Annotated in this window: 23 protein-coding genes; 3 read left to right on the top strand and 20 right to left on the bottom strand. The window is 37.7% G+C overall.

Annotated elements, in window-relative coordinates; all coding sequences use genetic code 11:
• Positions 1 to 49: 49 nt before the first annotated feature.
• The 4 genes from VEHSUH06_RS08680 to VEHSUH06_RS08695 form a co-directional block, all read right to left on the bottom strand.
• Positions 50 to 682: a site-2 protease family protein gene (locus VEHSUH06_RS08680; RefSeq protein WP_105098564.1), complete on the bottom strand. Its 633-nt coding sequence runs from the start codon at positions 680 to 682 to the stop codon at positions 50 to 52.
• Between the two features lie 9 nt (positions 683 to 691).
• The gene (locus VEHSUH06_RS08685) at positions 692 to 1,462 is read right to left on the bottom strand and encodes a carboxymuconolactone decarboxylase family protein (RefSeq protein ID WP_105098565.1); all 771 of its coding nucleotides are present in this window, start codon (positions 1,460 to 1,462) and stop codon (positions 692 to 694) included.
• 90 nt (positions 1,463 to 1,552) lie between these two features.
• Complete coding sequence (locus tag VEHSUH06_RS08690; protein WP_009352527.1) at positions 1,553 to 1,951, bottom strand: hypothetical protein; 399 nt, start codon at positions 1,949 to 1,951, stop codon at positions 1,553 to 1,555.
• 153 nt (positions 1,952 to 2,104) lie between these two features.
• Positions 2,105 to 2,623, bottom strand: coding sequence for a MarR family winged helix-turn-helix transcriptional regulator (locus tag VEHSUH06_RS08695; protein ID WP_105098566.1), 519 nt, complete (start codon positions 2,621 to 2,623; stop codon positions 2,105 to 2,107).
• Between the two features lie 513 nt (positions 2,624 to 3,136).
• Between VEHSUH06_RS08695 and VEHSUH06_RS08700 the strand changes: the two genes are divergently transcribed.
• Complete coding sequence (locus tag VEHSUH06_RS08700; RefSeq protein WP_105098567.1) at positions 3,137 to 3,727, top strand: nitroreductase; 591 nt, start codon at positions 3,137 to 3,139, stop codon at positions 3,725 to 3,727.
• 341 nt (positions 3,728 to 4,068) lie between these two features.
• Positions 4,069 to 5,400, top strand: coding sequence for a glycerol-3-phosphate transporter (gene glpT / locus VEHSUH06_RS08705; RefSeq protein WP_105098568.1), 1,332 nt, complete (start codon positions 4,069 to 4,071; stop codon positions 5,398 to 5,400).
• 141 nt (positions 5,401 to 5,541) lie between these two features.
• On the opposite strand, the gene VEHSUH06_RS08710 is transcribed toward glpT, so the two are convergent.
• From VEHSUH06_RS08710 to VEHSUH06_RS08785, 15 genes are all read right to left on the bottom strand, one after another.
• Entirely contained in the window at positions 5,542 to 6,315 is a 774-nt protein-coding gene (locus VEHSUH06_RS08710; RefSeq protein ID WP_105098569.1) for a hypothetical protein, read from the bottom strand.
• 351 nt (positions 6,316 to 6,666) lie between these two features.
• Positions 6,667 to 7,020 (bottom strand): Spx/MgsR family RNA polymerase-binding regulatory protein, encoded by a 354-nt coding sequence (locus VEHSUH06_RS08715; RefSeq protein ID WP_009352301.1) that lies wholly within the window; start codon positions 7,018 to 7,020, stop codon positions 6,667 to 6,669.
• Between the two features lie 76 nt (positions 7,021 to 7,096).
• Positions 7,097 to 7,411: a HigA family addiction module antitoxin gene (locus VEHSUH06_RS08720; protein WP_105098570.1), complete on the bottom strand. Its 315-nt coding sequence runs from the start codon at positions 7,409 to 7,411 to the stop codon at positions 7,097 to 7,099.
• Between the two features lie 12 nt (positions 7,412 to 7,423).
• Positions 7,424 to 7,708, bottom strand: coding sequence for a type II toxin-antitoxin system RelE/ParE family toxin (locus VEHSUH06_RS08725; protein WP_105098571.1), 285 nt, complete (start codon positions 7,706 to 7,708; stop codon positions 7,424 to 7,426).
• Positions 7,709 to 8,061: 353 nt separating this feature from the next.
• Positions 8,062 to 8,778, bottom strand: a complete 717-nt coding sequence (locus VEHSUH06_RS08730; RefSeq protein WP_105098572.1) for a DUF554 domain-containing protein — start codon at positions 8,776 to 8,778, stop codon at positions 8,062 to 8,064.
• Positions 8,779 to 9,113: 335 nt separating this feature from the next.
• Positions 9,114 to 9,722, bottom strand: coding sequence for a DNA-3-methyladenine glycosylase I (locus tag VEHSUH06_RS08735; RefSeq protein ID WP_105098573.1), 609 nt, complete (start codon positions 9,720 to 9,722; stop codon positions 9,114 to 9,116).
• The gene (locus tag VEHSUH06_RS08740; RefSeq protein ID WP_105098574.1) at positions 9,722 to 10,165 is read right to left on the bottom strand and encodes a hypothetical protein; all 444 of its coding nucleotides are present in this window, start codon (positions 10,163 to 10,165) and stop codon (positions 9,722 to 9,724) included. Before VEHSUH06_RS08740 ends, VEHSUH06_RS08735 begins: the two co-directional genes overlap by 1 nt.
• 579 nt (positions 10,166 to 10,744) lie before the next feature.
• Positions 10,745 to 12,064, bottom strand: coding sequence for a hypothetical protein (locus VEHSUH06_RS08745; RefSeq protein ID WP_233187923.1), 1,320 nt, complete (start codon positions 12,062 to 12,064; stop codon positions 10,745 to 10,747).
• Positions 12,065 to 12,211: 147 nt separating this feature from the next.
• On the bottom strand, positions 12,212 to 12,748 hold the full coding sequence (locus VEHSUH06_RS08750; RefSeq protein ID WP_105098575.1) for a flavin reductase: 537 nt from the start codon (positions 12,746 to 12,748) through the stop codon (positions 12,212 to 12,214).
• Between the two features lie 21 nt (positions 12,749 to 12,769).
• Positions 12,770 to 13,351, bottom strand: coding sequence for a hypothetical protein (locus VEHSUH06_RS08755; protein ID WP_105098576.1), 582 nt, complete (start codon positions 13,349 to 13,351; stop codon positions 12,770 to 12,772).
• Between the two features lie 668 nt (positions 13,352 to 14,019).
• Positions 14,020 to 15,276: a hypothetical protein gene (locus VEHSUH06_RS08760; protein WP_105098577.1), complete on the bottom strand. Its 1,257-nt coding sequence runs from the start codon at positions 15,274 to 15,276 to the stop codon at positions 14,020 to 14,022.
• A 55-nt stretch (positions 15,277 to 15,331) separates the two neighbouring features.
• The gene (locus VEHSUH06_RS08765; RefSeq protein ID WP_105098578.1) at positions 15,332 to 16,552 is read right to left on the bottom strand and encodes a hypothetical protein; all 1,221 of its coding nucleotides are present in this window, start codon (positions 16,550 to 16,552) and stop codon (positions 15,332 to 15,334) included.
• A gap of 1,039 nt (positions 16,553 to 17,591) precedes the next feature.
• Positions 17,592 to 18,062, bottom strand: a complete 471-nt coding sequence (locus VEHSUH06_RS08775) for a hypothetical protein (RefSeq protein WP_233187924.1) — start codon at positions 18,060 to 18,062, stop codon at positions 17,592 to 17,594.
• 6 nt (positions 18,063 to 18,068) lie between these two features.
• Positions 18,069 to 18,638, bottom strand: a complete 570-nt coding sequence (locus tag VEHSUH06_RS08780) for a hypothetical protein (RefSeq protein WP_105098579.1) — start codon at positions 18,636 to 18,638, stop codon at positions 18,069 to 18,071.
• An 8-nt stretch (positions 18,639 to 18,646) separates the two neighbouring features.
• Positions 18,647 to 19,219 carry a hypothetical protein gene (locus VEHSUH06_RS08785; protein WP_105098580.1) on the bottom strand — a complete coding sequence of 191 codons (573 nt, stop codon included), beginning with the start codon at positions 19,217 to 19,219 and terminating at the stop codon, positions 18,647 to 18,649.
• A gap of 521 nt (positions 19,220 to 19,740) precedes the next feature.
• On the opposite strand from VEHSUH06_RS08785, the gene VEHSUH06_RS08790 reads away from it, so the two are divergent.
• Entirely contained in the window at positions 19,741 to 20,862 is a 1,122-nt protein-coding gene (locus VEHSUH06_RS08790; RefSeq protein ID WP_105097717.1) for an IS256-like element ISVat2 family transposase, read from the top strand.
• Here VEHSUH06_RS08790 and VEHSUH06_RS10895 read toward each other — a convergent pair.
• Positions 20,859 to 20,987, bottom strand: a complete 129-nt coding sequence (locus tag VEHSUH06_RS10895) for a hypothetical protein (RefSeq protein ID WP_255404232.1) — start codon at positions 20,985 to 20,987, stop codon at positions 20,859 to 20,861. The two genes, VEHSUH06_RS08790 and VEHSUH06_RS10895, sit on opposite strands and share 4 nt — an antisense overlap.
• Positions 20,988 to 21,764 lie beyond the last annotated feature (777 nt).

Consider the following 21,764-nt stretch of genomic DNA (forward strand, 5'->3'; position numbering starts at 1 on the left):
ACATAGTATTACCATGTAGCTTTTACCATATTAGCCTTACACTAAATCCCTATAAAATAATGCTCACAATGCGTTCAAAGAATTGCAAAATAGTTTGTTGTAATGGAATAAAGATCTTACTTGCAATTGGTGTATTAAGCAATAAGATAAGTACAATCAAGCTGACAAAGCTTAACCGTTCCAATGTAAATTGCAAGTCCCTAGGCAACAAGCTTGTAATAATGCGACTACCATCAAGTGGTGGTATGGGCATCATGTTGAGAATGGCAAAGTTAATATTATATACAACAATCAGTGTCAGTACTAACTCTAATGAGTCATTTGTCAACAAGCCGTAGCTTCCAAGAAAACGTAGTGCTAAGTAGCCTAAAAAGGCCATCAACACATTAGACGCCGGTCCCGCAATAGATACTAAGGTATAGTCTGTGCGAGGATCGCGGAAGTTAGACGTATCAACCATTACAGGCTTAGCCCATCCAAACCCACCGATAAGGAAGGCTATAGAGCCGATTAAATCAAGGTGTGCCACGGGATTCAAGGTCAAGCGGCCCATGGAGCGCGGCGTAGAGTCGCCGAGCATATCTGCTACCTTGGCATGAGCAAATTCATGCCCTGCAGCTGCAATGATAAGCGCTGGAATAGACGCTAAAATCATCGTTAAACTAATACCAGAAAATAACATAAAACTCCTTTATTTTTTGGCTTCCCATGCGGTGTAGCCGTCTTGAATGCAACGAAGGGCATTCAAGGTACGCGGATATCCGATGTACGGTACGCATTGGGATGCGATATTAATCAAATATTGTTTGCTGTTCCCTACGTTCAAGTTGCCTTCTACGTGAGCCTTCAGCTGAGGTTCACAGCCACCTTGAGCGGCCAAGAAGCAGAAGGTAATCATTTCGCGATGAGCTACGCTAAGGCCTTTGCGAGTATAGTAATCACCAAACATATTGGCCAGCCACTTCTTGATGTGACGTGTATCCTCAGGACCTTCTTGATAGGAATTACGCACAGCTTCACCAAAGATTTCCACTTGTTTTTCCACGCCTTTTTCAAGACGAGACTCACCAGTGATCGTGCTTCGAGATGGATCAGTAATGGTTTCTCCACGATAGTCAAAAATCTTGTTCGTCACCTTAAAGAATGGGCGCACACGACCAATACCAAGATATGGTACCGCCTGATAAATGAGCTCCACCACTTCGTCAGGAATCAACCCAAAGTTGAGCGCTGCTGGTAGCATCAATGCGTATTCATCAACAGCAGAGGCACCAACTAAGGTAGCAAGAATAGCCAAGAAGCGATCCTTTGCAGGCACATTGCGGCCTTCTTCAGTGATGACTTCATCGAATGCAAAATTATCAAACAAAACTTCAAACTCAGGATCAATATAACCTGCTGGGGCTGCAATATCAGGGAACATGCGCTCCGTATAGGCTTGAGCAAATTCAGATTTAGACATAGAAAAACCTCCATAAACAACACTGGTGAAAGCCCAAAAGGAGCTTTCACCAGCAATAGTTATGTAATTATTACGGCAAGCGCCACTAAATTATAACGCTGGGAAAGAGAAGTCAGTGCCGTATACTTCTTTCCAAGCAGCCATGAACATATTGAATTCGTTGCTACCAGGTTGGAGTTGATATACTTGACCATCTGGGGAGAAACGATATACAGTATGCAAGCTTGGGTGTACAAGATATTTGAACAATGTAGCTTCACCGTATTGGTTATTATGCATGTTAATTACATTAATACCAAATACATAGTTGCGGCTGCTGTCGATACCTTTGAACTCAGATGCTTTATCGAAGAAATACGTTTCTGTACCATTTGCACTGTTTGGAACCTCTGGGTAGTTAGCTAAACCATTCCAGTTTGCTGCGTTTGCAACGCCACCCACTAATAATGTACCTGCTAATACAAATGCACCTAATAAATTTTTATTCATAATGCGCTCCTTTATGCCACGAAGGCCACTCACAATCAGGTCATACTCTCACATGACCTCTGTACAATACGCTATATGTATAGTATATCACATATTTAATAAAATATAGGATATCTTCGGTTACAGAATGAATGCATATGAGGTTCTATAAAATTAGCCTTTAAAAGTTTGTGCCGTTTTATTATTGGCGTTATCGATTGCTTGTAATAATTTATTAAGCAACTGACGCAGTTGACGCGTTTCTTCTACGTCGAAAATTGGACCTGCAGCTTCAGACAAGCGGCGCGGTATATGAACAGCTTCGTCACGTAATGCTTTACCAGTATCAGTAAGGGTTACCATAACTACTCGTTCATCTTGACGACTACGTTTACGCTTCAAGAATGCTTTTGCTTCTAATTTCTTTAAAAGCGGTGTTAACGTACCAGAATCAAGGCGCAATACTTGACCTAATTCTTTAACGGATAAGTCACCATATTGCCACAATGCCATCATTACGATGTATTGAGTATATGTCAAATTCAAAGGATCTAAGTGACTACGATATGCATTAACAATCTCCTTCGCCACTACATAAAGTGGGAAGCTCAATTGATTTTCTAATTTTAAGTATTCCACATCAGGAACATCTTGTTTGTGCTTATATCCTTCGAGCACGCCGATTTCTGCCATATTCTACCTCCACATGCACACAATTATCTACCTAATTAATTGTACACAATTTTACAGTAAGCAGTCAACGATAAACCCCTACTTTGTTCAGATATTTTTAAATTTGTCAATTAATTAATATTTTTTTTCTTATTCGTTAATAATTGCCAATTTCTATAGAATTCATGCCCAAAAATCTTACCATAAAACTGTAAACCTAGTTATAAATTTTTTTGATATTAGACTTCTATGTTACACGCTTTCATCGCTTCTTCAAATCGCTTTGCATGGTCTAATTCTATAATAAGCTATATAGATTTAAAACTTTAAGTAACTACTCACGTATGAGTACTCAACAAAATCAAAAGTTACAAATATAATTTTATACAATTATTATTGTAAACCCTATATCTATTTTTGTCAATATGCTTGTTTTAATTAGATAGTTAGTAAAATGTAGCCTCTTCTAGGTTCGTCCTTGTAGTATAATAAAAGAAACTCTATATCAAATCTCATTTGTCATAGGAGGCCCTCATGAATACCTTAGAATGTATCAAAACTCGTCATAGTACGCGTAAGTTTAAAGCTGATCAATTATCTCGAGAGCTCATCGATCAAGTGCTCGATGCTGGTCGCCACGCGCCGTCTGGTGGCAATACACAATTAACACATTTCATGGTTATCACGAACCAAGATGTGCTAAGCGAACTAGTAACACTCGTTCAGGAAGAATACGGCAAAATGCCGATTACAGAAAACACATTGCCATATATGGTGAATATCATTAAAATGTCCGCTGAAGGCAAGTTTGTATTTAACTATGGAGCGCCTGTACTCATCGTATTGGCTAGCAAACCAAGTTATGCCAACAACTTTGCTGACGTGTCATGTGCGATGCAAAACATGATGCTCGCTTGCAACGAACTAGAACTTGGCAGCTGCTGGGTTAACCAAATCCGCCATCTTCAAGATAACGAACGCATTCAAGCTAAAATGCGTGAACTAGGCCTTGGAGAAGACGAAAAAGTCTACGCTAGCTTGGCTATCGGCTATCCAGATTTGCCAAACGGCCTTAACCGCCGTGAAATCGAGCCAAAAGGCTACAAAGTGACATATGTAGATTAATGTAACATCAATAGCTTCGCATATTCACAATAAAGCAAAATAAAAGCGCTATCAATTCCACTACTCATGCAGAGTTGTTATCAGAATTGATAGCGCTATTTTATTTAGTATATAGGATTCATGCATGAACATATTACACAAACGCACGAATAACCATTCATATAAGCGAGGTATTTTATATTTATACATATAATATATTTTGATAAGGCAACGTAAATACATTACTATCTATTTCTAGCTTTTATCATAACTATTTATCATAATTAAAAATAAGATATAGTCGACTTAAAGTCATACATGGTATGATTACAAACGACATGTTGTAGAAAGGATGTGTGACAATGTCGATTTTTTCTCCTGCTCCTCATATTGAACGTTTACCAGAGGCGCAAATCGATTCTACCTACAAACGTCTTCGTCGTGAAGTCTTTGCAGGTACATTTATTGGGTATGCTACATTCTACCTGATCCGTCAAAACTTTAGTTTGGCTATTCCGTACATGATTGCTGAATACGGTTACTCTAAAGCGGATCTTGGTGTAGTTATGACCATTTTATCCGTAGCTTACGGTGTGAGTAAATTCGTTATGGGTAATGCGTCTGACCGCTCTAACCCTAAATACTTCTCCACAGTAGGTTTATTGCTCAGTGCTTTAGTTATGTTATTATTCGGTACTTTACCAGGTGTTATGAGCAGTATTCCTATCATGTGTGTTCTAGCCTTATTGAACGGCTGGTTCCAAGGTATGGGTTACCCTCCATATGCGAAAAACATGGTAACTTGGTTCTCCCGCTCCGAACGCGGTGTATGGTGGTCTTGGTGGAACGTATCCCATAACCTTGGTGGCGGTATCATCGCGCCACTTGCAACGTTAGGTATTTACCTATTTGGTACGTGGCATAGTATCTTCTTCTTCCCTGCTATTATTTCCATCATCTTAGCTATTGTTACTTTCTTCTTGTTGAAAGACACACCTCAATCTTGCGGCTTACCGCCTATCGAGGAATATAAACATGAAGTAGTAACACATAGCCATAAAGACAATCACGACAAAAGTACTTTCAAAGAAATCTTCTTTAAGTACATTTTGCGTAATAAATACTTATGGTACCTTGCAATTGCAAATATCTTCGTATACTTCATCCGTTACGGCGTTGTTAACTGGGCTCCGACTTATTTAACAGCTGTGAAAGGCTTCACTAAAGAAGGTTCCCGTTGGGCATACTTCTTGTACGAATGGGCTGGTATTCCAGGCATGCTCGTAAGTGGTTACTTGAGCGACCGCGTATTCCGCGGCCGTCGTGCGCCAGCAACAATTTGCTTCATGCTATTTGTTATCTTGGCAATTCTTGTTTACTGGTTCAACCCAGCAGGCAATATCCTCATCGATAACTTAGCACTCATCGCTATCGGCTTCCTCATCTACGGTCCAGTTATGATGATTGGCCTTCAAGCGGCAGACATGGTACCACGCGTAGCAACAGGTGGCGCTACTGGTCTTACAGGTCTACTTGGTTACCTCATCGGTTCCGCTGGTGCTGGTGCGTTCATGGGTCTCATGGTTGACCTTTATGGTTGGGATGGCGGCTTCGTAGCCCTTGTTGGTGCATGTATCCTCGCTATCGTATTCCTACTTCTCACACTTGGAGACAAATCCCAAGCAAAAGAATAATCTACAACTAGCTGTTGTATGAACATAAAAATCCCCTAGTAAACTAATTACTAGGGGATTTTAATTTATGTAATATACTTCAATTTATGTGACTTACTGTAATTTACGCAACTCATGTTAATGTATATGACTCATTATAAGTTATGCAACGCACAAAGAGCCGTCTAATACTTTCAAATTATACACGAGACCAAGTCGCACCAAACCATGTAAGGCAACCGCCGTTACAGGATTAAGGGAGCCGAACACACCAGCACCGATGATGCCTATGTGGAATAGAACGGACACGATGAGCAGGCCCAAATGACACTGTTTTGCCTCTTTTGAAAGCTCTGCCGTCGGAGAATTATCATCCACAAGGGATCCCATCATGAGCGCCACGAGAATGAGCTCCAAAGAACACGGGCAAAGCACTAATAACAAGGTCGCCGTATGCATGAAATCACCAGTTAGTGCAAAAGATCCCATGGACAGCAACATAACGACTACGACGATAACCGATGAATAGTTGTTTATGCCTTGACGCAATGCTACAAGCTGTGTTGGCATAGTCGGTAACATATCAACATCCAGGGTGTAATGTGTCTCACCTGTAATGAGCTGCTCCAAGAAGAAGCCAGCGTGCACCATGATACCCACATAAGCCGCTGTATGATAATCACCAATGGCGATGAGCGCTACCATAGCTACAACAATAAGAAAATTAGCGTGAATCTCTAAATTATCCCAAATGCTCTGCACACTATTAATCAACAATGGCAACCCACAAACGATAACAGTAACCCAGGCCAAATCAATAACTGGATACAAAGGCTCTGTGATTAAATCTAATAGTATAAACAAAATGCCTAGCGCCAAGATGGCACCTTGCGTACGCAACGACACCTGCGCTGCTAATGATTGTAAAAGCTTCATAAAGACCTCTCTAGATACTAGAACCGGCCAAACTTACTCCGGAAAAAAATACAAAAACAAAACAATACCCATAGGGGTATATCTACAATGTAAATATTATACACAATAAATGTAATATATACAAATCAAAATTATTGATAAGTAAGAACGCTTTATTGAAGATTTAAATTTCTTTATTAGATGTAGAAAGAACAGGTCCCTAAAAACGACTTAGCTCGCTTTGGAGACCTTTTAATAGGTCTTAGTTGAAGATACTAATTTCATATAAAAAGAAAAGCCCCTATCTCTAAAAATGACTTAGCTCGCTATGGAGGCTTTTAGAGATAGGGGCTTTGACCCAAGGTTATGAAATTAGAGCTTCAACGCCTCAATCCATTCTGCTTCTTTAAAACCAACCAGAACTTTGTCTTTTAGAACCAAGATAGGACGTTTTACTAACATGCCATTAGATGCTAATAAAGCTACTTTTTCTTCTTCGCTAAGGTTTGGCAATTTATCCTTTAATTGTTGTTCACGGTAGATCATACCAGACGTATTAAAGAATGCTTTCAAATCCTTACCAGATTGTGGATACCAAGCAGCGATTTCCTCTGCAGTAGGATTTTCAGCTTTAATATCACGAGCAGTGTACTTAACTTTATGATCATCTAAGAATTTCTTTGCTTTTTTGCATGTTGTGCATTTAGGGTATTCAACGAATAACATAGGTTCTCCTTATATTAATATTCAATATTATAACAACTAACTTATATATTAAGTGTACCAAATATATCGAAAATTATCAATCAGCAGTAGGTTGAGTTGTAATACATATAATATTTTTTAAATCAGCTTGCAATGCCTCGGTATCCTCTGCTTCAAGCAAATCTAAATCCATCTGCAATCTTAAGAAAAACCCTTTAGACATGCCAAAATATTTACACAATCGCAAATCTGTATCTGCCGTAATTTTTCGTTTATCTTGAAGAATTTCTTGTATTCGTGATACAGGAACCATAATATCCTTCGCAACACGGTACGCACTTATCCCCAATGGTTGCATAAATTCTTCACGTAGAACCTCACTCATTTTAGGTACAGGAATTAATTCCTTCATACATTTATCTCCTTAATGATAATCTACAATTTCCACATCATATAAATTAAAATCTTCATCTATACAAAAGCATATTCTATATTGCTTATTAATACGAATGCTACATTGTCCAAGTCGATCACCTTGTAAAAACTCAAAATGATTACCAGGTGGAACCATGAAATCATCTATAGTCCGACAAGCATGTAACATGCGTAATTTTAATAATGCTATTTTTTGAATATGAGTCGGCAAACGTCGTGAATATCCACGATAAAAAATGCGTTCTGTTTCCTTATCCTTAAATCCGATAATCATAGAACCTCTCCTTTGATTATACCCGTTAAACAGGTATAATTCAACAATATATACCCGAATTACAGGTATATTGAAAATTAAAATGATTCTGCATGCGATTTCAGTAAAAGATTTCTAGATAATACCAGTCAACTCCTACTGTGGTAGCGACTCTATTGGTCACCTATTTCGGAACGTAAGGGTCTAAATCTATCAACTTAATTGAATTGAGGAATATCATTAACTTGATTGAGTTGAGAAATATCATCAGTTATTTTATTACAAAAGTATTTCAGAAAATAAAAAGACCTATATCCTCCACCATCTCATGTACAAGGTACATATCAAAGGTTTAGAGAATATAGGTCGCCTATTTACAGCAAGAATGTTAGGCCCATAGCTACGAAGATAGCTGGCAAAAGGTTAGCGATACGCACTTTACCAGGCCAGATGAGGTCGATACCAACGCAGAAAATTAGGATGGATCCCACGTAGGACAGGTTATCGATAGCACTCGGTGTCATCAACGGTGCTGCGATGTGTGCCATAGCAGTGATAATCCATTGGGTAATCCCTACAGGAATAAAGGAGAACAGCGCCCCTTTGCCCATGGAGGATACCATAACCATAACGATGATACCGTCGAGGATGCCTTTTAGTAATAGCGTCTGGTAATTACCAGTAAGACCATCTTGAATGGAACCTAATACCCCCATAGCACCTACAGTAAAGGTAAGAGATGCTGTAATGAAAGCGTGGGTAAACTTTGGATCACCAGCGTTACCTGTGCGAGCTTTCACCCAGTCACCAAATACAGTAATCCAGCGATTCAGGTCGATGACCTCGCCAATAATGGCGCCAACCACCATGCTAATAATCATCAGCAAAGGCCCCGTCGTTTGCAGCGTACCGTTCACGATAACGAGCATATACTGCATGGCGCCACTCATACCGAGGAGTAGCACGATAATGCCGCTCACCACCATGAGCGTCTGTTTTAAATTTTCTTTCATAAACCGACCAAATGCGAGGCCGCAAAGGCCGCCGGCTATAATAAGGCCAATGTTAATGGCCGTTCCCAAACCAATCATATATTTCCCTTCTTTAATTGTGAAAGTAACTGTGTTAAATCATGTTTAGTATAGCAACTACATCGAAATAAATCAATTCACATATCATGCAACTGAATGAACACAAAAAGCCTCTATCCACTTAAGGACAGAGGCTTTATGCAGATTTATAGCGTTTGAGAGAGAAGATTATGAGAGTTCCGCTTTGGAGAGAGAATGTGTTTGTATATAAAGCGGACTAACATATGATGAGTCGCTATTACCTCATCGACTTTAGTGTACACCCGATTCTATAGAATAACAAATTCACCTTTGTAACATCTATTATGTATGAAAATTATTGTTAACTTATAATACTAGTATCCTTCTTCGTCGGCAGGTAGTCGCACTATATCTGCACTTTGATTTATCTCATCAAAGCAAGGACAGTCTTTACCGTGATCGTTGATAAGGCCGCTAGCTTGGAGATGCGAATAGATGGTAACAGGTCCCACAAACTTGAAGCCCCGCTTCTTTAGGTCTTTGCTAATGCGCGTAGATAGGCCGTTCTTAGCGGGCACCTGTCCTTCAGGATGCTTGTCATAGATAATGGTCTTGTTATCTGTGAAAGCCCAAATATAATGGCAGAACGAACCAAATTCAGATTGAATACATTTAAAAGCGGAAGCATTGTTTATAATCGCTGCGATTTTAGGACGAGATTTGAGCATCCCCTCGGTTTGCATAATCCTGTCAATGTCGCTTTCACCATAAGAAGAGACTGCCTCAATATCAAAGTTATCAAAGCAGCCTCGAATGATGTCGCGTTTATTTAAAATAGTAAGCCAGCTAAGGCCACATTGGAGGCTTTCAAGACAAAGATGTTCAAATTGAAGCCTATCATCATGAATTGGTCGACCCCACTCATGATCGTGATACGCCTGATACAAAGGTGTCGTCGGCCATTCACAAGTAATCTTTTTCATTATACACCTCCATGGGCCCATACGAGGACGTCATACATGAGCGCCACCACGAGGCCCATCACAAGATGTCCGCCTACGTAAAATGGCACGAGATAATAGATGAATAACAATAAAGAATGCAAGGTTTTACGGAGCCATACAATCGGGGTAGACGTACCGCCACCCACCTTGCCGTCGAGCCAATTATGGACGATGTAAATCGGCGTACCCAAACGATGAATCCAATCTGGCACGCGCACTCTAGGGTTTAAGCCAGGGCAATAGAAAATCACTAGCGGCAAAGCCACCGCATCAAGGATGAGCAAGACGGTTAACATCAAAGCAAACCAGTCAACTTCGCCTTCCCACGTGAGAGGATGTGCCGCAAAACGAGCGCCCCACAAATAGGCTTTGTATACGATATACGGTTCTAACAGCCATAATAAGGGCTTCACTACACTCATGGGACTACCTACGCCAAACACAAAATAATAAAAACTACGCATCTGCGTAGTCGTTTCAGATATACAATGTTCCAATCGCATCGATTTAACTATAAGAACTACAGATATTTTTAGGCCCAAAAGTGAGTCTAAAAACATCAATTCACACACACAATTTTTAGTCCTTTTATACATCGATTTCTGTACTATTATTATATCAGATTTTGGATTTTTTGTGGGGTTAAAATTCACAAAATTTTACTAAAATATACAATTTATAGTAGTTATCAACCAAAGAACCCACTATATAAGCCATTCCTCACTAATGGTTCATATATGCTTATTTTTCATCAAAATTATGACTTATTTTGATAAATCTTTTAGAAAATACAGCATCCAATGTAACATAAAAAACCAAAATAAAGAACTAAGAATTCGTATCAATACTATGTGGCATTTTATACCCATACCCTATGTTATTATAAATACAGGTAGTAAATACCATCTCACTTTCTCCTTTTGAAATAATATAGCAACAAAAGAGGCAGTCCTTGGGGACTGCCTCTTTTGTATTCCAAAATCGTTTAGCTATTTGCAGTGCTAAGCTTTCTTGTCATTCTCTATTTGCTTACTATTTTTTACTGCTTTTACATCTTTGGAAATATTCTCTTGTTTCGCTTTTGTATCGCCTTTAGTTGTATTCGTCTTAGAACTTATTTTAATTGTCTTCTTACGCAATGTTGCAACATTACCAAAGTCGGAAAATTCTAAAGTATTACGCAGTTGGATATGCGAATATGGTGCGGCACCATCTGTATAGTACAATAAGATATTATAGGTATACTTATCATCTCGTAAAAAACGATAAATGCGTGACTTATCACTCGCTTGATAGTTATCTACTAAATAACTTGGAATACCATTATTCCAAACAGAAGCGGCTTGAATAACTGCTGTATCAGACAATGGCTGGGCCGCATTGAATACCTCAACGGATTTTCTAAAAGAATTATAATTATATATATCCTCTACTTTTACAGGTTTCCTAATTACAATCATTTTCATAGAAGGCCCTATATACTCTCTCACCTCAGATAAATCTTTGGGTAATGTTTTTTGAGCTTTCAGCATCATCCCTTTAGGAATACGATACGTAAAATTATCCCACCTAATTGTTTCACTATAATTATCTAATTCATCCAAAGAATGAATAGACGGGATGACGTAGTTACTCATCACCCGCTCCAGTTTCTCAGTAATAGGTTGGTCCTTATAGCTAAGACCGAGTAAATATTGCCTATTCGGCTGATTATCAAGACTCACAATAGCCGCCATTAGTGGTGTATTCTGATTAAATAGGGTATCGCTAATCACCCAATGAGCCTTTGCCAATCCAGGATACTGAAAAGCGCCATTTTTGTCTTTCTTTATCTGCTCTGGTTTGATGGAATCATTCTTATCAGAACCTATAAAGAAAATTACAGATGGATCTCCTAACGAACTTACATACTCTTTTTTATCAGGGTTCTCTTTATAGTAACCCACAACAAAATTGGCAGGAACAGTAACTCGAATATTATTATCTTGATTATGTAATAATACTACAGCGGATTGATTCATTCTTAAATCAATTCGTTCATAAGCCCGTTGTAAAGCAATATCCATCTTATCTTTAGTGGACTTACCATCAGACACCATCTTTTCAGCCTCGGCTTTTAATCTAGCCTTTTCTTTGATGGCTGCACTAGGGTTGATATTACTAAGATGACCTGTTACATAAGTTTCATACGCATTAGCAGCAATGCTGCTATCTGCTCCTGGCACCGCTGGTTGGCCTTCGGGCACCGTAATATGCACTGCACTTGCACTCATGGTGAAAGCCGCTATCGCCGTCATTAATAGTAAACTTTTGCGCAACATAAAAAACCTCTCTCTACGTTTAGAATATAAATAAGCACAACCGCATTAGCATAAGTATACTATGCTAATGCGGTTGTGCCTATTATTTATAATTTTATATTTTAGGATGTATGAGGTTTATCTCTATTTAACATTAACAAAGACACACTAGCCCTCTATAGCCTCAACTACTTCGCCGATGTACATATAGTGCGGTTCCCAGCGATCTTTACCAGCTTGGGTGTACACGGATGGATTGGCTGCATAATATTCCTTTACGCTATCCGCCAAATGAGCTTCATCAAATTGGTGTTCATACAGTTTTCTACATACAAATGTTAAATCTGCTTCTTTGAAAGTCACGCCATTTCCTGCCGCTACTGGTGTTAGCCCAGAGTTAGCTACCTTATCTTCGTTGCGACCAGAATGAGAACCTAAATAACCAAGCGCCTTACGATGGCTTTCAGGGAAGAAGCTAACTGTAAAGGTATCGTATTTCGCCATAAATTCTTGTGTATAACGAGCTGGATGGATGTACACGGTCACCGTGGAAATATCGCCACCATTAGGGCCCCATACGTTGCCCATACTGCCCCAGCTAACTGTACACGTATTAAAATCATCAAGCGTACCAGCCGTAACAAGAGCCCAACGTTCCTCAAACATGGTAAATGCCTTATAATCCTTCGCTTCAAATGGTTTCATAATAACCTCCGCACATAGAATTTACTTAACAACAACCTCATCAAAATGTTCTTTATATACTTCATAATACACCGCATCAGCGATATCGTAAAACTCTTTATTTAGAGAATCTTTCACAACAGGTCTGCGCAGAAAGGACCCTCGATTGATAGGCCGAGGCGTTCCGTCAAAATCAAAGCGACTGATTTCCTCTTCATCGCGCATAATACCTGGATTAGACCACATATCTTCATTCATATTCGGATCAGTATTAATCGCCGTTGTCCCTTGCTGTTGCACCCGATAGACCTTACTAGCTACGGAATTACTACTATCATAGGTGAAAGTCATGTCCTTAACGGTAATCACTTTCTCTTCATTCCACTGATACGCTTTATATACCGTCGCCTTAATCGTATAAATAGGCGGCTCAAACCCAATTACTTTCACCGTATTCACGTCAATATAGGACGCGCCACGCTCGTCTACATTAGGAATATCTGACACAAACTGAGATACCTGCTTAAACTGCGGCTGAGACGTGAGCTCCTCAATTGTGATTGCTTGGGCTGGGATGGTGAAAGCTAGCATAAGCCCTAGCGTCATTAAAAATCGATGTAACATATATCCTCTCATCTTTCTAAACATTTACAAAATAAAAAACACAACCTTATAAGTATAAGTATACTATGCAAACAAGACTGTGCCTATTATCTATTATCTATTATCTATTATCTATTATCTATTTATATTTTAGATTGTGTAGGAGTTTTCTTTAATTAGTATATATAAGGTTTATCTTAATTTGACGATATATATCTTTATCTCTATAATATAAGTAGATAGTCAGACGAGTCGTAACGTCAGGCTCATCTCTGGAAACAAAAAAGCTTGAGAAATGGCCTTTCAGTTATCGAATCATCTAAGATAACGAAGGGCTATTTGTCTTTTGTGAGACAAATAAGCGCTATTAATGCTCCAAAGGCAATAACCACCGTTATTACCTGTAATAAGAGCATGATTATTTCATAATCACTCATAGGCTTATCCCTCCCTTCGATGACGAAGAGAGGCCCAACCTCGTCCAACTATCCTAAGTCTATTATATAGCGAACTAATATACGATACAATAAGAACCATATTATACAAATATATGAATGAATAAATAAAAGCCGAGCTACAAATCAAGTAGTAGCTCGGCTTTTTAGTGTATTTAAAGTTTAAAACAGACTAATAGTTTAGCAGTGGAATGCTTAAAACAGAATACTATAAAAACGTTAACACTAAATTTCTTATTGAGTTAATATTCTAATCCACTCCATATACCACGGATTAAACATTGAATTCGCAGCTAATTTCTTTTTATGGTGATCACTCATACGCCACTGCGTTTCTTTTCGTAAGCTTTCAGCATTATCAAAGCTAGCATACTCGACCATATCGCGCAATTGTTTATGTTTATATAGAGATTTGCTTTCATCATAATCAATGCGATAACTATAATAATATTCAGAATCCTTTGTAAAATGGCGCAAATAGGACTCACCATTAGGTTTATATCGATCAATTAAGAATCCTGGAAGACCATTATTCCAAACTGTTGCATACTGTGTAGGAGTCTCAAGGTCACCATATTTATTCAAAAAGGTAAAAATTTGTTTTTTTGCTAAGCTTTTATCAACAATATTAGGATCTATTCGAAAGCGCAATACACGAATTTTAACTCCTACATCTTCATAAGTACGAACCTCATATTTATTATCTTCCATAGCTTCGCTCACCAGCTTAGCCTTTTTAGGAATACGATAACCGAAATTATCCCAATGCTTGACATGGCTATAATTATCTAGCCCAGATAAAGGCTCAATAGATGGAATAATATAATTACTCATTACTACTTCAGCAAATTTATCTTGGTATGGATCCTTCACATCGCCGCCACCAAGATACGTAATACCATACGTCGTTTTTGTCTTACTTGGCGTAAACTCCGTATACATCACATGTGTCTTACCTTTAAAAATTTTCCAAGATGCATTCTCTAACCCTGGATATGTATATACACCTTCATTATGCATATGTTTACTAAATTCTTTGCCGTGTGGAGGCCCCACCATTAAAATGCTTGTAAAGCCACGAACTACAAATAAAGGGCCCTCACTCGATTTAGATTTAACCGTATCTCCCCGCAAGCTAATATTTGGTACAGATAAACGAATATTATTCTTTCCTTCATGAAGTAAGATGACAGTAGATTGTGAGAATTCTGCCAGCTTATAAGGCTTAACAATATCTGGTTTTGCCTTAAAAATCTTATAGTTATCTGCTTTCGGCTCCTCCTCCAAGCTCTGTACTTCCACTCTAAAGGCTTCAGCTTCTTTTTGGGCATTTTCATTAATATGGGAATAATTTTCGTAAGCATTAGCAGGAATACTCCCATCCGCACCTGGAACGGGTGGTTGCCATTTTGGCACTTCGATCTGCACAGCACTTACATTCATGGTGAAAGCAGCCGATAATGCCATCATGATTAGACTTTTACGTAACATAAAACCCTCTTAAAATTTACAAACTAAATACACACAACTCTATTACATTTTCGTATTACATTCTTTCTTGACTTTTAATGCGGATTACCTTATTTCTCAATGTTTTAATATTTGCAAAGTCAGAATATTCTACGGTATTACGCAGCTGAATATGAGAATATGGCGCAGCCCCATCAGCATAAACTAAACTCATAATGTATATATTCTTGTCATCGCGTAAGAATCGATACATTAAAGATTTTTTACCTGGTTGATAGTTATCTACCAAAAAACTAGGCACACCATTATTCCAAACAGATGCTGCTTGAATAGGTGCCTCACCTATAATTTGACTTTCCGGTTTTACCTCCGAAATTTCATTAATAAAAGAGTAAATATATTTATCATCTACTTTAACAGGTTTCTTGGCTACAACAAGTTGCATCCCCAATCCACGATAGTCCCTTATTTCACCAGAGTCCTTTAATGACTTTTGTGCTGTTAGTTTAAGCCCTTTAGGAATGCGATACATGAGATTATCCCAGTTGATACTTTCACTATACTGATCCATATCATCTAAAGAGTGAATCGATGGAATCACATAATTACTCATAACGCGTTCGAGCTTGTCAGTAACGGGCTGATTTTTGTAGCTAAGCCCTATGATATATTCTTGATTTGGCTGATTATCTAAACCAACTACGGCAACCATAGCAGGCCTATTTTCGCCGAAAGACTCGGTTTCAATAGCCCATTTACCATGTGTGATCCCGGGATATATAAACTCCCCTTTTCGCTCTGTTTTTAGTTTGCCTAATGCATCATCATAATTCTGTTTCGTGCCGATTGCAAAAAACACGGAATGTTCTCTTACAATAGATAAACGTTCACCATCACTGAGTTTTGGATAGTATTTACTTGCTAATAGTAGTCCAGGAACAGATGCTCGGATGTTAGTACGATCATCATGCAATAACACAACTGCAGACTCATTAGCGATTAAATCTATCACCTTTTTAGAACCACTTGCTATCTCATTAGCTTCATCTCGTGTTAGCCCCCAGTCGGTTATGAACATTTCCTTATTCTTTTCAGATTTAGAATCTAACTTTATAACATCACTAGTTCCTATATTACTCAAGCTACCGGCCCGATAATTCTCATATGCATTGGCAGGAATACTCGCATCAGCACCTGGCATAGGTGGCTGTCCAGCTGGAACTTCGATCTGTACAGCGCTTACATTCATGGTGAAAGCAGCCGCTAATGCCATCATGATTATACTTTTACGTAACATACAACCCTCTCTTCTTTTCGTCTCTCACATTTACAACATAAATAAGCACAACCTTATTAGCATAAGTATACTATGCAAACAAGGTCGTGCCTATTATTTATCATTTTATATTTAAGTGTTTATTCTATTCATATGAATCAGACATGTAAGATATTTAAATGAATAGAGATCGGAAATAAAATATGTAATGAAATATAGCATATATAAAGTAAGGAGTTAACGCAAGCAACGTTCCAATGGCGATAATAATATATATCAAAAGACATAATGCTAGTAAAACTACTAGACTATTAATTATGACTTTATAAATCAGTGCCTGCTCTTTCTTAGATCGTATCCACGCTTTAGCCCTATAATATACTTTAGGTTTATTAAAGGCTAGTGGTAATCGTTTACACCATAGAACAAGCCAAGGAATAAAGAGTATATTACCAAAGAGAAAAATCATTTCTAAGTCATAACTCCCTAAGGGGTATAAGTACGGCGTTAAGTCAGGTTTCTGTAAGCTATGAATAATCGCCTCTATGGAGCCTATCCATAGAGAAACGAGCAAATACTTAACGTAAAGCACTAGTATAATTTTAAAAATGTATTTAAATGTACTCATTTGCCATTCTCTATCTAATCATATACATAGTAAAAGTAACTTAATAGCATAAGTATACTATGCAAATAAGACTGTGCCTATTATCTATTATCTATTTATATTTTAGATTGTGTAGGTATTTTCTCTAATTAGTATATATAAGGTTTATCTTAATTTGACGATATATATCTTTATCCCTATAATATAAGTAGATAGTCAGACGAGTAGTGACGTCAGGCTCATCTCGAAAATCAAAATACTTAGGAAATGGCCTTTCTGTTTACTTAGCTACCATGCGGTAACGGAGGGCTATTTGCTTTTTGTAAGGCGAATATACGAATAAACTAATAAAAGCCAAGTTATTTCAGATATGAATAGCTTGGCTTTTGCATTGTGTAAATAAGTTAAGAGCGTATCAGAAATAAAATATGTGTTTTCAAAAGCTTTCAAGAGCTAACGAAATATCAATCCAAGAATCATAAGCAGAGGAAGAACTAATATAGCACCAGCCAAAATAAAACCAGCTAAAACAACCATAGTGCCATACGTGATTAGACATAACTTTATTAAAAAATCTATACAACTATATATACACATACCCACGGTAGATTGTTCTTTTAAAGAAATAAACCATGCTTTCACTCTATAATACATTTTCGGTTTATCAAACACAGGATATAGTTTCTCATACCATAAAATCACCCATGGTAAAACCCAAATATTCCCAAAGCAAAAAATCAATACCGGCAGATAATCTCTTAATGGATATGCTTCTAATACATATCGATCGTACAGTAATGTATAAATCCCCCAAATAGAGGCTCCCCAAATAAGCAAAAGTATAAGCTTTAACAAGAGCCCTAAAACAAGTTTAGGTTGCCATTTAAGTCTATCCACGGCTTTAACCATTCTAATACTATCCATAATTTATTATGTCTCATCGTCATAAGCTATACCATATGCTTTTTGATAGAGCAAATTCGGCAATTTATATTTTTCATCACCAAAATCAGCGGGTAGAATCATAGCATTTAGATTTTCTTTATATACACGTTGTTGGCGAATCTGTCCATCATTATAATAGGTACCGCCATCATTAACAGTTCCAGTGATTCCTGAGTTCCCTTGTTTTGTACGCCAAATAGAGATATACGGTATCTTATTGCCTTGTTTTAGAGCTTGATTATGAGCATTAATTAAATGACGCAAAGACTGTCTCAATTGGTAATCATACGTAAGATGAATACCTTGAATCAAATTAGCCGCAGGCATTAACACATAAATAGTCGCTTCTACACGTCGATGACCATCGGGTGCATCTATAGCTTTAATAGAACTGAGATCCAAGTATTTTCCGTCACCACGACCAGAGTCAACGCTAGAGTTAACATGTAGATATCGATCCGAATTTAATAACTCAGCTTGTGATACGGCTTGCCCTTTCATGGGCAATACGAGGCAGGCTAATAATAATAGTGAAAGTAAATATATACGTTTCATCATCCACCTCACTGCACCACAATATCATCAAAATGTTGCTGATAAACAGACACAAACATGGCATCGGCTATATCATACATAATAGTATTATTCCGATTAAGTGGGAACTTACGCGTATCGTTTACAGAATGCATTGGCTTTGTCGCCCCATCAAATGCATACTTTGCCACATCCACCTCTGTCATAGCCAAGCCAGATTTACTTTCACTAGCCTCAATCAGAGCCAACGTAGACGGGCTAGGATTCATCATACGAGACGAATGGATTAAGGTAGCTAGAGAATAGTTTGTATCATAATCCACAGTAAGTTGTTTCTCTTCAATCGTAGATTGGTAGGATGTATCCATCACGACATAATAGGTACCACGCAAAGAATACTGTGGGGGTGCATAATGAGTCGCCTCAATAGAATAGGTATTCAAATAGATATATAAACCACCGCGCTCCATCGTAGGATTCATCGCCTGAATATGAACTAATTTGAACTGTGGCGATGTCTGTAATTCTTGTAATGTAATCGCCTCTGTGGGCATGGTGAAAGCTAGCAACACAAGGGCTAGCATCAAAATACGTTGAATCATAAAAACCTCTCTCAAAAAATAATCTTATCTCTCAATAAAATAAGCACAACCTTATTAGCATAAGTATACTATGCAAACAAGGCTGTGCCTATTATTAATAATTTTATAATTTAGTATATAGGATTTACTTCTATTGATATTTATAAGATTGATATTTATAAGGTTTATCTCCATTTGACGATATATATCTTTATCCCTATAATATAAGTAGATAGTCAGACGAGTAGTTGCGTCAGGCTCATCTCTAAACTAAATGAAACATGTAGAAATGGCCTTTTCGTTTTATCTAATTTCCGAAGAAACGAAGGGCTATTTTGCTATTGGGTTATAGGACAAAACGTGTTGGTTTTATAGGGGATGGAGCCAGTAAATTACTGCTTCCATCGCCATTTTAAGTTCTTTTGATAAACTTAGAGGGTGGACAAAATGTGTTGGTAAAAAGTCCCAAACCCCTTGATTTTACTGGCTTCAATAAGGTTATATCTTCTTAGAAAATCGTGTTCTAAGTGGAGGGAATAATCATGCTGGTAAGATGTATAAATTGTGGATTTTCTTGTCAAAAATATGGGAAAACTAAAGCTGGATCACAACGATGGCATTGTAAGCAGTGTAACATCACCTTTACACAAACTATTGATAATACTACTAAATGTTTTCATCGATTTCTAAATTGGTTATTTAGTAAAGAAACACAACAGGACATGCCTGGGCAGGGCCGTACATTTCGTAGACAGATAGCTGATTTCTGGCAAATATGGCCTATGCCGCCCAAAATTGAAACCTCGAGAGATGTGGTATTCGTTGATGGTATTTACTTAGCTAAAAAAGCTTGTATTTTGATCTGTTATGATGGTGAATATGTATTAGGGTGGTATTTATGTAGGTCAGAACAGTCTCGCTCATGGCAAGCTCTTATGCAGCGAATAGCGACACCCATTGTGGTCGTTTCTGATGGTGGACCTGGTCTTAGAAAAGCATTAAAAAAAGTTTGGCGTACCGCCAAGCTTCAACGTTGTATTGTTCATGCCGTATGGCAAGTGCATCGCTACACTACTAGACGACCTAAGACGTTAGCAGGCATTATGTTAAAAGATTTAGCAAGCGATTTATATAGTGTAAAAACACAGGAAGATGCACAAATATGGATTCAACGATTATTTAATTGGAGAGTGACTTTTAAAGAGTTTCTAAGTGAAATGACACGTGATAGTAATGATAATTTAAGAGCTACGCATGAACGCTTATTAAAAGCCTATAACTCTCTAGTGGTGTTAATTAATACAGAGACAATGTTTCGATATTTAGATGAAACATTGGTGTTAGATAAAGAATGTCCGAGGACTAATAACCCTATTGAAGGTGGGGTAAACGCACAACTCAGACGTTTATTGCGGTACCATCGAGGGATGTCTGTAGAAAAACGCATAAAAGCGGTCTTTTGGTGGTGTTATTTACACTCACCAAGACCGCTTCCTGCAAAAGAAATACTTAAGGTAATGCCAACTGATGCGAGTATTTCTAAAATATATAGATCTATGAATGAAAGAGCCCAACTTCAAGGCATAATTCCAACTTGGGGGGATGCCATTTCTTGGGGTGATTTGCATAACTATGACAAATTATCTTTCAATGATTGGGATTAAAGTACCAACACGTTTTGTCCTATAACCCTTGCTATTTCTAGACAAATAAGCGCCACAAGTGCTTCAAAGGATATCATGACTGATAAAATCCCAAGGATAATCATAATGATTTTATAACCACTCATAAGCAACCCTCCCTTCAAAAATGAAGAGAGGCCCAACCTCGTCTAACTATCCTAAGCCTATTATAAAACGAACTAATATACGATACAATAAGCATTACATTATACAAATATACGAATTAACTAATAAAAGCCGAGTTGCTCAAATCGATGAGTAACTCGGCTTTCAGATTCTTAAATGACTAGAGAAGCAATAAGAGACAGTATCCCAAATAAAAATGGAAGGCTTACAGCAATACAGTAGCCAAGTAAAATAGCAAGATAAATTACTAAATATGCTTTTACTAAAATACCTAAGCAGAGAAAAATAACCTTATAAGTAAATGCTTCTTTTTTTTTGGTGTGGATCCAATCTTTAGCCCTATAGTATATTTTCGGTTTATTAAAGGCTGGAGATAATCGTTTACACCATAACACAAGCCACGGAATACAGCATATATTACCCAATAAGAGAATTATATATAATTTTAAATCCCCTAGTGAATAGGGCTCTAATGCAGGATTATAGGACATCGTAGAAAAAAGGCCTACGGAAATCCCCCACATAATCACAAGCAAAAGCTTGAAATACAGCACTAGTATAGTGTTAATGACATATATAAGTTTACCCACTGAATCTGACCAATCTTAAACCAACTTTTAAGCAATCTAATAGGCATAATCCTATTAGCATAAGTATACTATGCAAGTAGAATCGTGCCTATTATTTGCTTTTTGTAAGGCAAATAAAACCGAGCTACTAATCAAATAGTAACACGGTTTTTAGTGTGTTTAAATTTT

This window comes from Veillonella sp. S13053-19 (genome assembly GCF_002959835.1).
GTDB classification, from domain to species: Bacteria; Bacillota; Negativicutes; order Veillonellales; family Veillonellaceae; genus Veillonella; species Veillonella rogosae.

Coding starts and splice junctions, on each gene's coding strand:
- VEHSUH06_RS08730 (WP_105098572.1), bottom strand. CDS start 8,778: ATGATTGGTTTGGGAACGGCCATTAACATTGGCCTTATTATAGCCGGC.
- VEHSUH06_RS08710 (WP_105098569.1), bottom strand. CDS start 6,315: ATGAAGCTTTTACAATCATTAGCAGCGCAGGTGTCGTTGCGTACGCAA.
- VEHSUH06_RS08790 (WP_105097717.1), top strand. CDS start 19,741: ATGCTGGTAAGATGTATAAATTGTGGATTTTCTTGTCAAAAATATGGG.
- VEHSUH06_RS08740 (WP_105098574.1), bottom strand. CDS start 10,165: ATGAGTGTAGTGAAGCCCTTATTATGGCTGTTAGAACCGTATATCGTA.
- VEHSUH06_RS08685 (WP_105098565.1), bottom strand. CDS start 1,462: ATGTCTAAATCTGAATTTGCTCAAGCCTATACGGAGCGCATGTTCCCT.
- VEHSUH06_RS08780 (WP_105098579.1), bottom strand. CDS start 18,638: ATGAAACGTATATATTTACTTTCACTATTATTATTAGCCTGCCTCGTA.
- VEHSUH06_RS08680 (WP_105098564.1), bottom strand. CDS start 682: ATGTTATTTTCTGGTATTAGTTTAACGATGATTTTAGCGTCTATTCCA.
- VEHSUH06_RS08750 (WP_105098575.1), bottom strand. CDS start 12,748: ATGAAACCATTTGAAGCGAAGGATTATAAGGCATTTACCATGTTTGAG.
- VEHSUH06_RS08715 (WP_009352301.1), bottom strand. CDS start 7,020: ATGTTATTCGTTGAATACCCTAAATGCACAACATGCAAAAAAGCAAAG.
- VEHSUH06_RS08760 (WP_105098577.1), bottom strand. CDS start 15,276: ATGTTACGTAAAAGTCTAATCATGATGGCATTATCGGCTGCTTTCACC.
- VEHSUH06_RS08695 (WP_105098566.1), bottom strand. CDS start 2,623: ATGGCAGAAATCGGCGTGCTCGAAGGATATAAGCACAAACAAGATGTT.
- VEHSUH06_RS08690 (WP_009352527.1), bottom strand. CDS start 1,951: ATGAATAAAAATTTATTAGGTGCATTTGTATTAGCAGGTACATTATTA.
- VEHSUH06_RS08745 (WP_233187923.1), bottom strand. CDS start 12,064: ATGTTGCGCAAAAGTTTACTATTAATGACGGCGATAGCGGCTTTCACC.
- VEHSUH06_RS08700 (WP_105098567.1), top strand. CDS start 3,137: ATGAATACCTTAGAATGTATCAAAACTCGTCATAGTACGCGTAAGTTT.
- VEHSUH06_RS08725 (WP_105098571.1), bottom strand. CDS start 7,708: ATGATTATCGGATTTAAGGATAAGGAAACAGAACGCATTTTTTATCGT.
- VEHSUH06_RS08765 (WP_105098578.1), bottom strand. CDS start 16,552: ATGTTACGTAAAAGTATAATCATGATGGCATTAGCGGCTGCTTTCACC.
- VEHSUH06_RS08755 (WP_105098576.1), bottom strand. CDS start 13,351: ATGTTACATCGATTTTTAATGACGCTAGGGCTTATGCTAGCTTTCACC.
- VEHSUH06_RS08720 (WP_105098570.1), bottom strand. CDS start 7,411: ATGAAGGAATTAATTCCTGTACCTAAAATGAGTGAGGTTCTACGTGAA.
- VEHSUH06_RS08785 (WP_105098580.1), bottom strand. CDS start 19,219: ATGATTCAACGTATTTTGATGCTAGCCCTTGTGTTGCTAGCTTTCACC.
- glpT (WP_105098568.1), top strand. CDS start 4,069: ATGTCGATTTTTTCTCCTGCTCCTCATATTGAACGTTTACCAGAGGCG.
- VEHSUH06_RS08775 (WP_233187924.1), bottom strand. CDS start 18,062: ATGGATAGTATTAGAATGGTTAAAGCCGTGGATAGACTTAAATGGCAA.
- VEHSUH06_RS10895 (WP_255404232.1), bottom strand. CDS start 20,987: ATGAGTGGTTATAAAATCATTATGATTATCCTTGGGATTTTATCAGTC.
- VEHSUH06_RS08735 (WP_105098573.1), bottom strand. CDS start 9,722: ATGAAAAAGATTACTTGTGAATGGCCGACGACACCTTTGTATCAGGCG.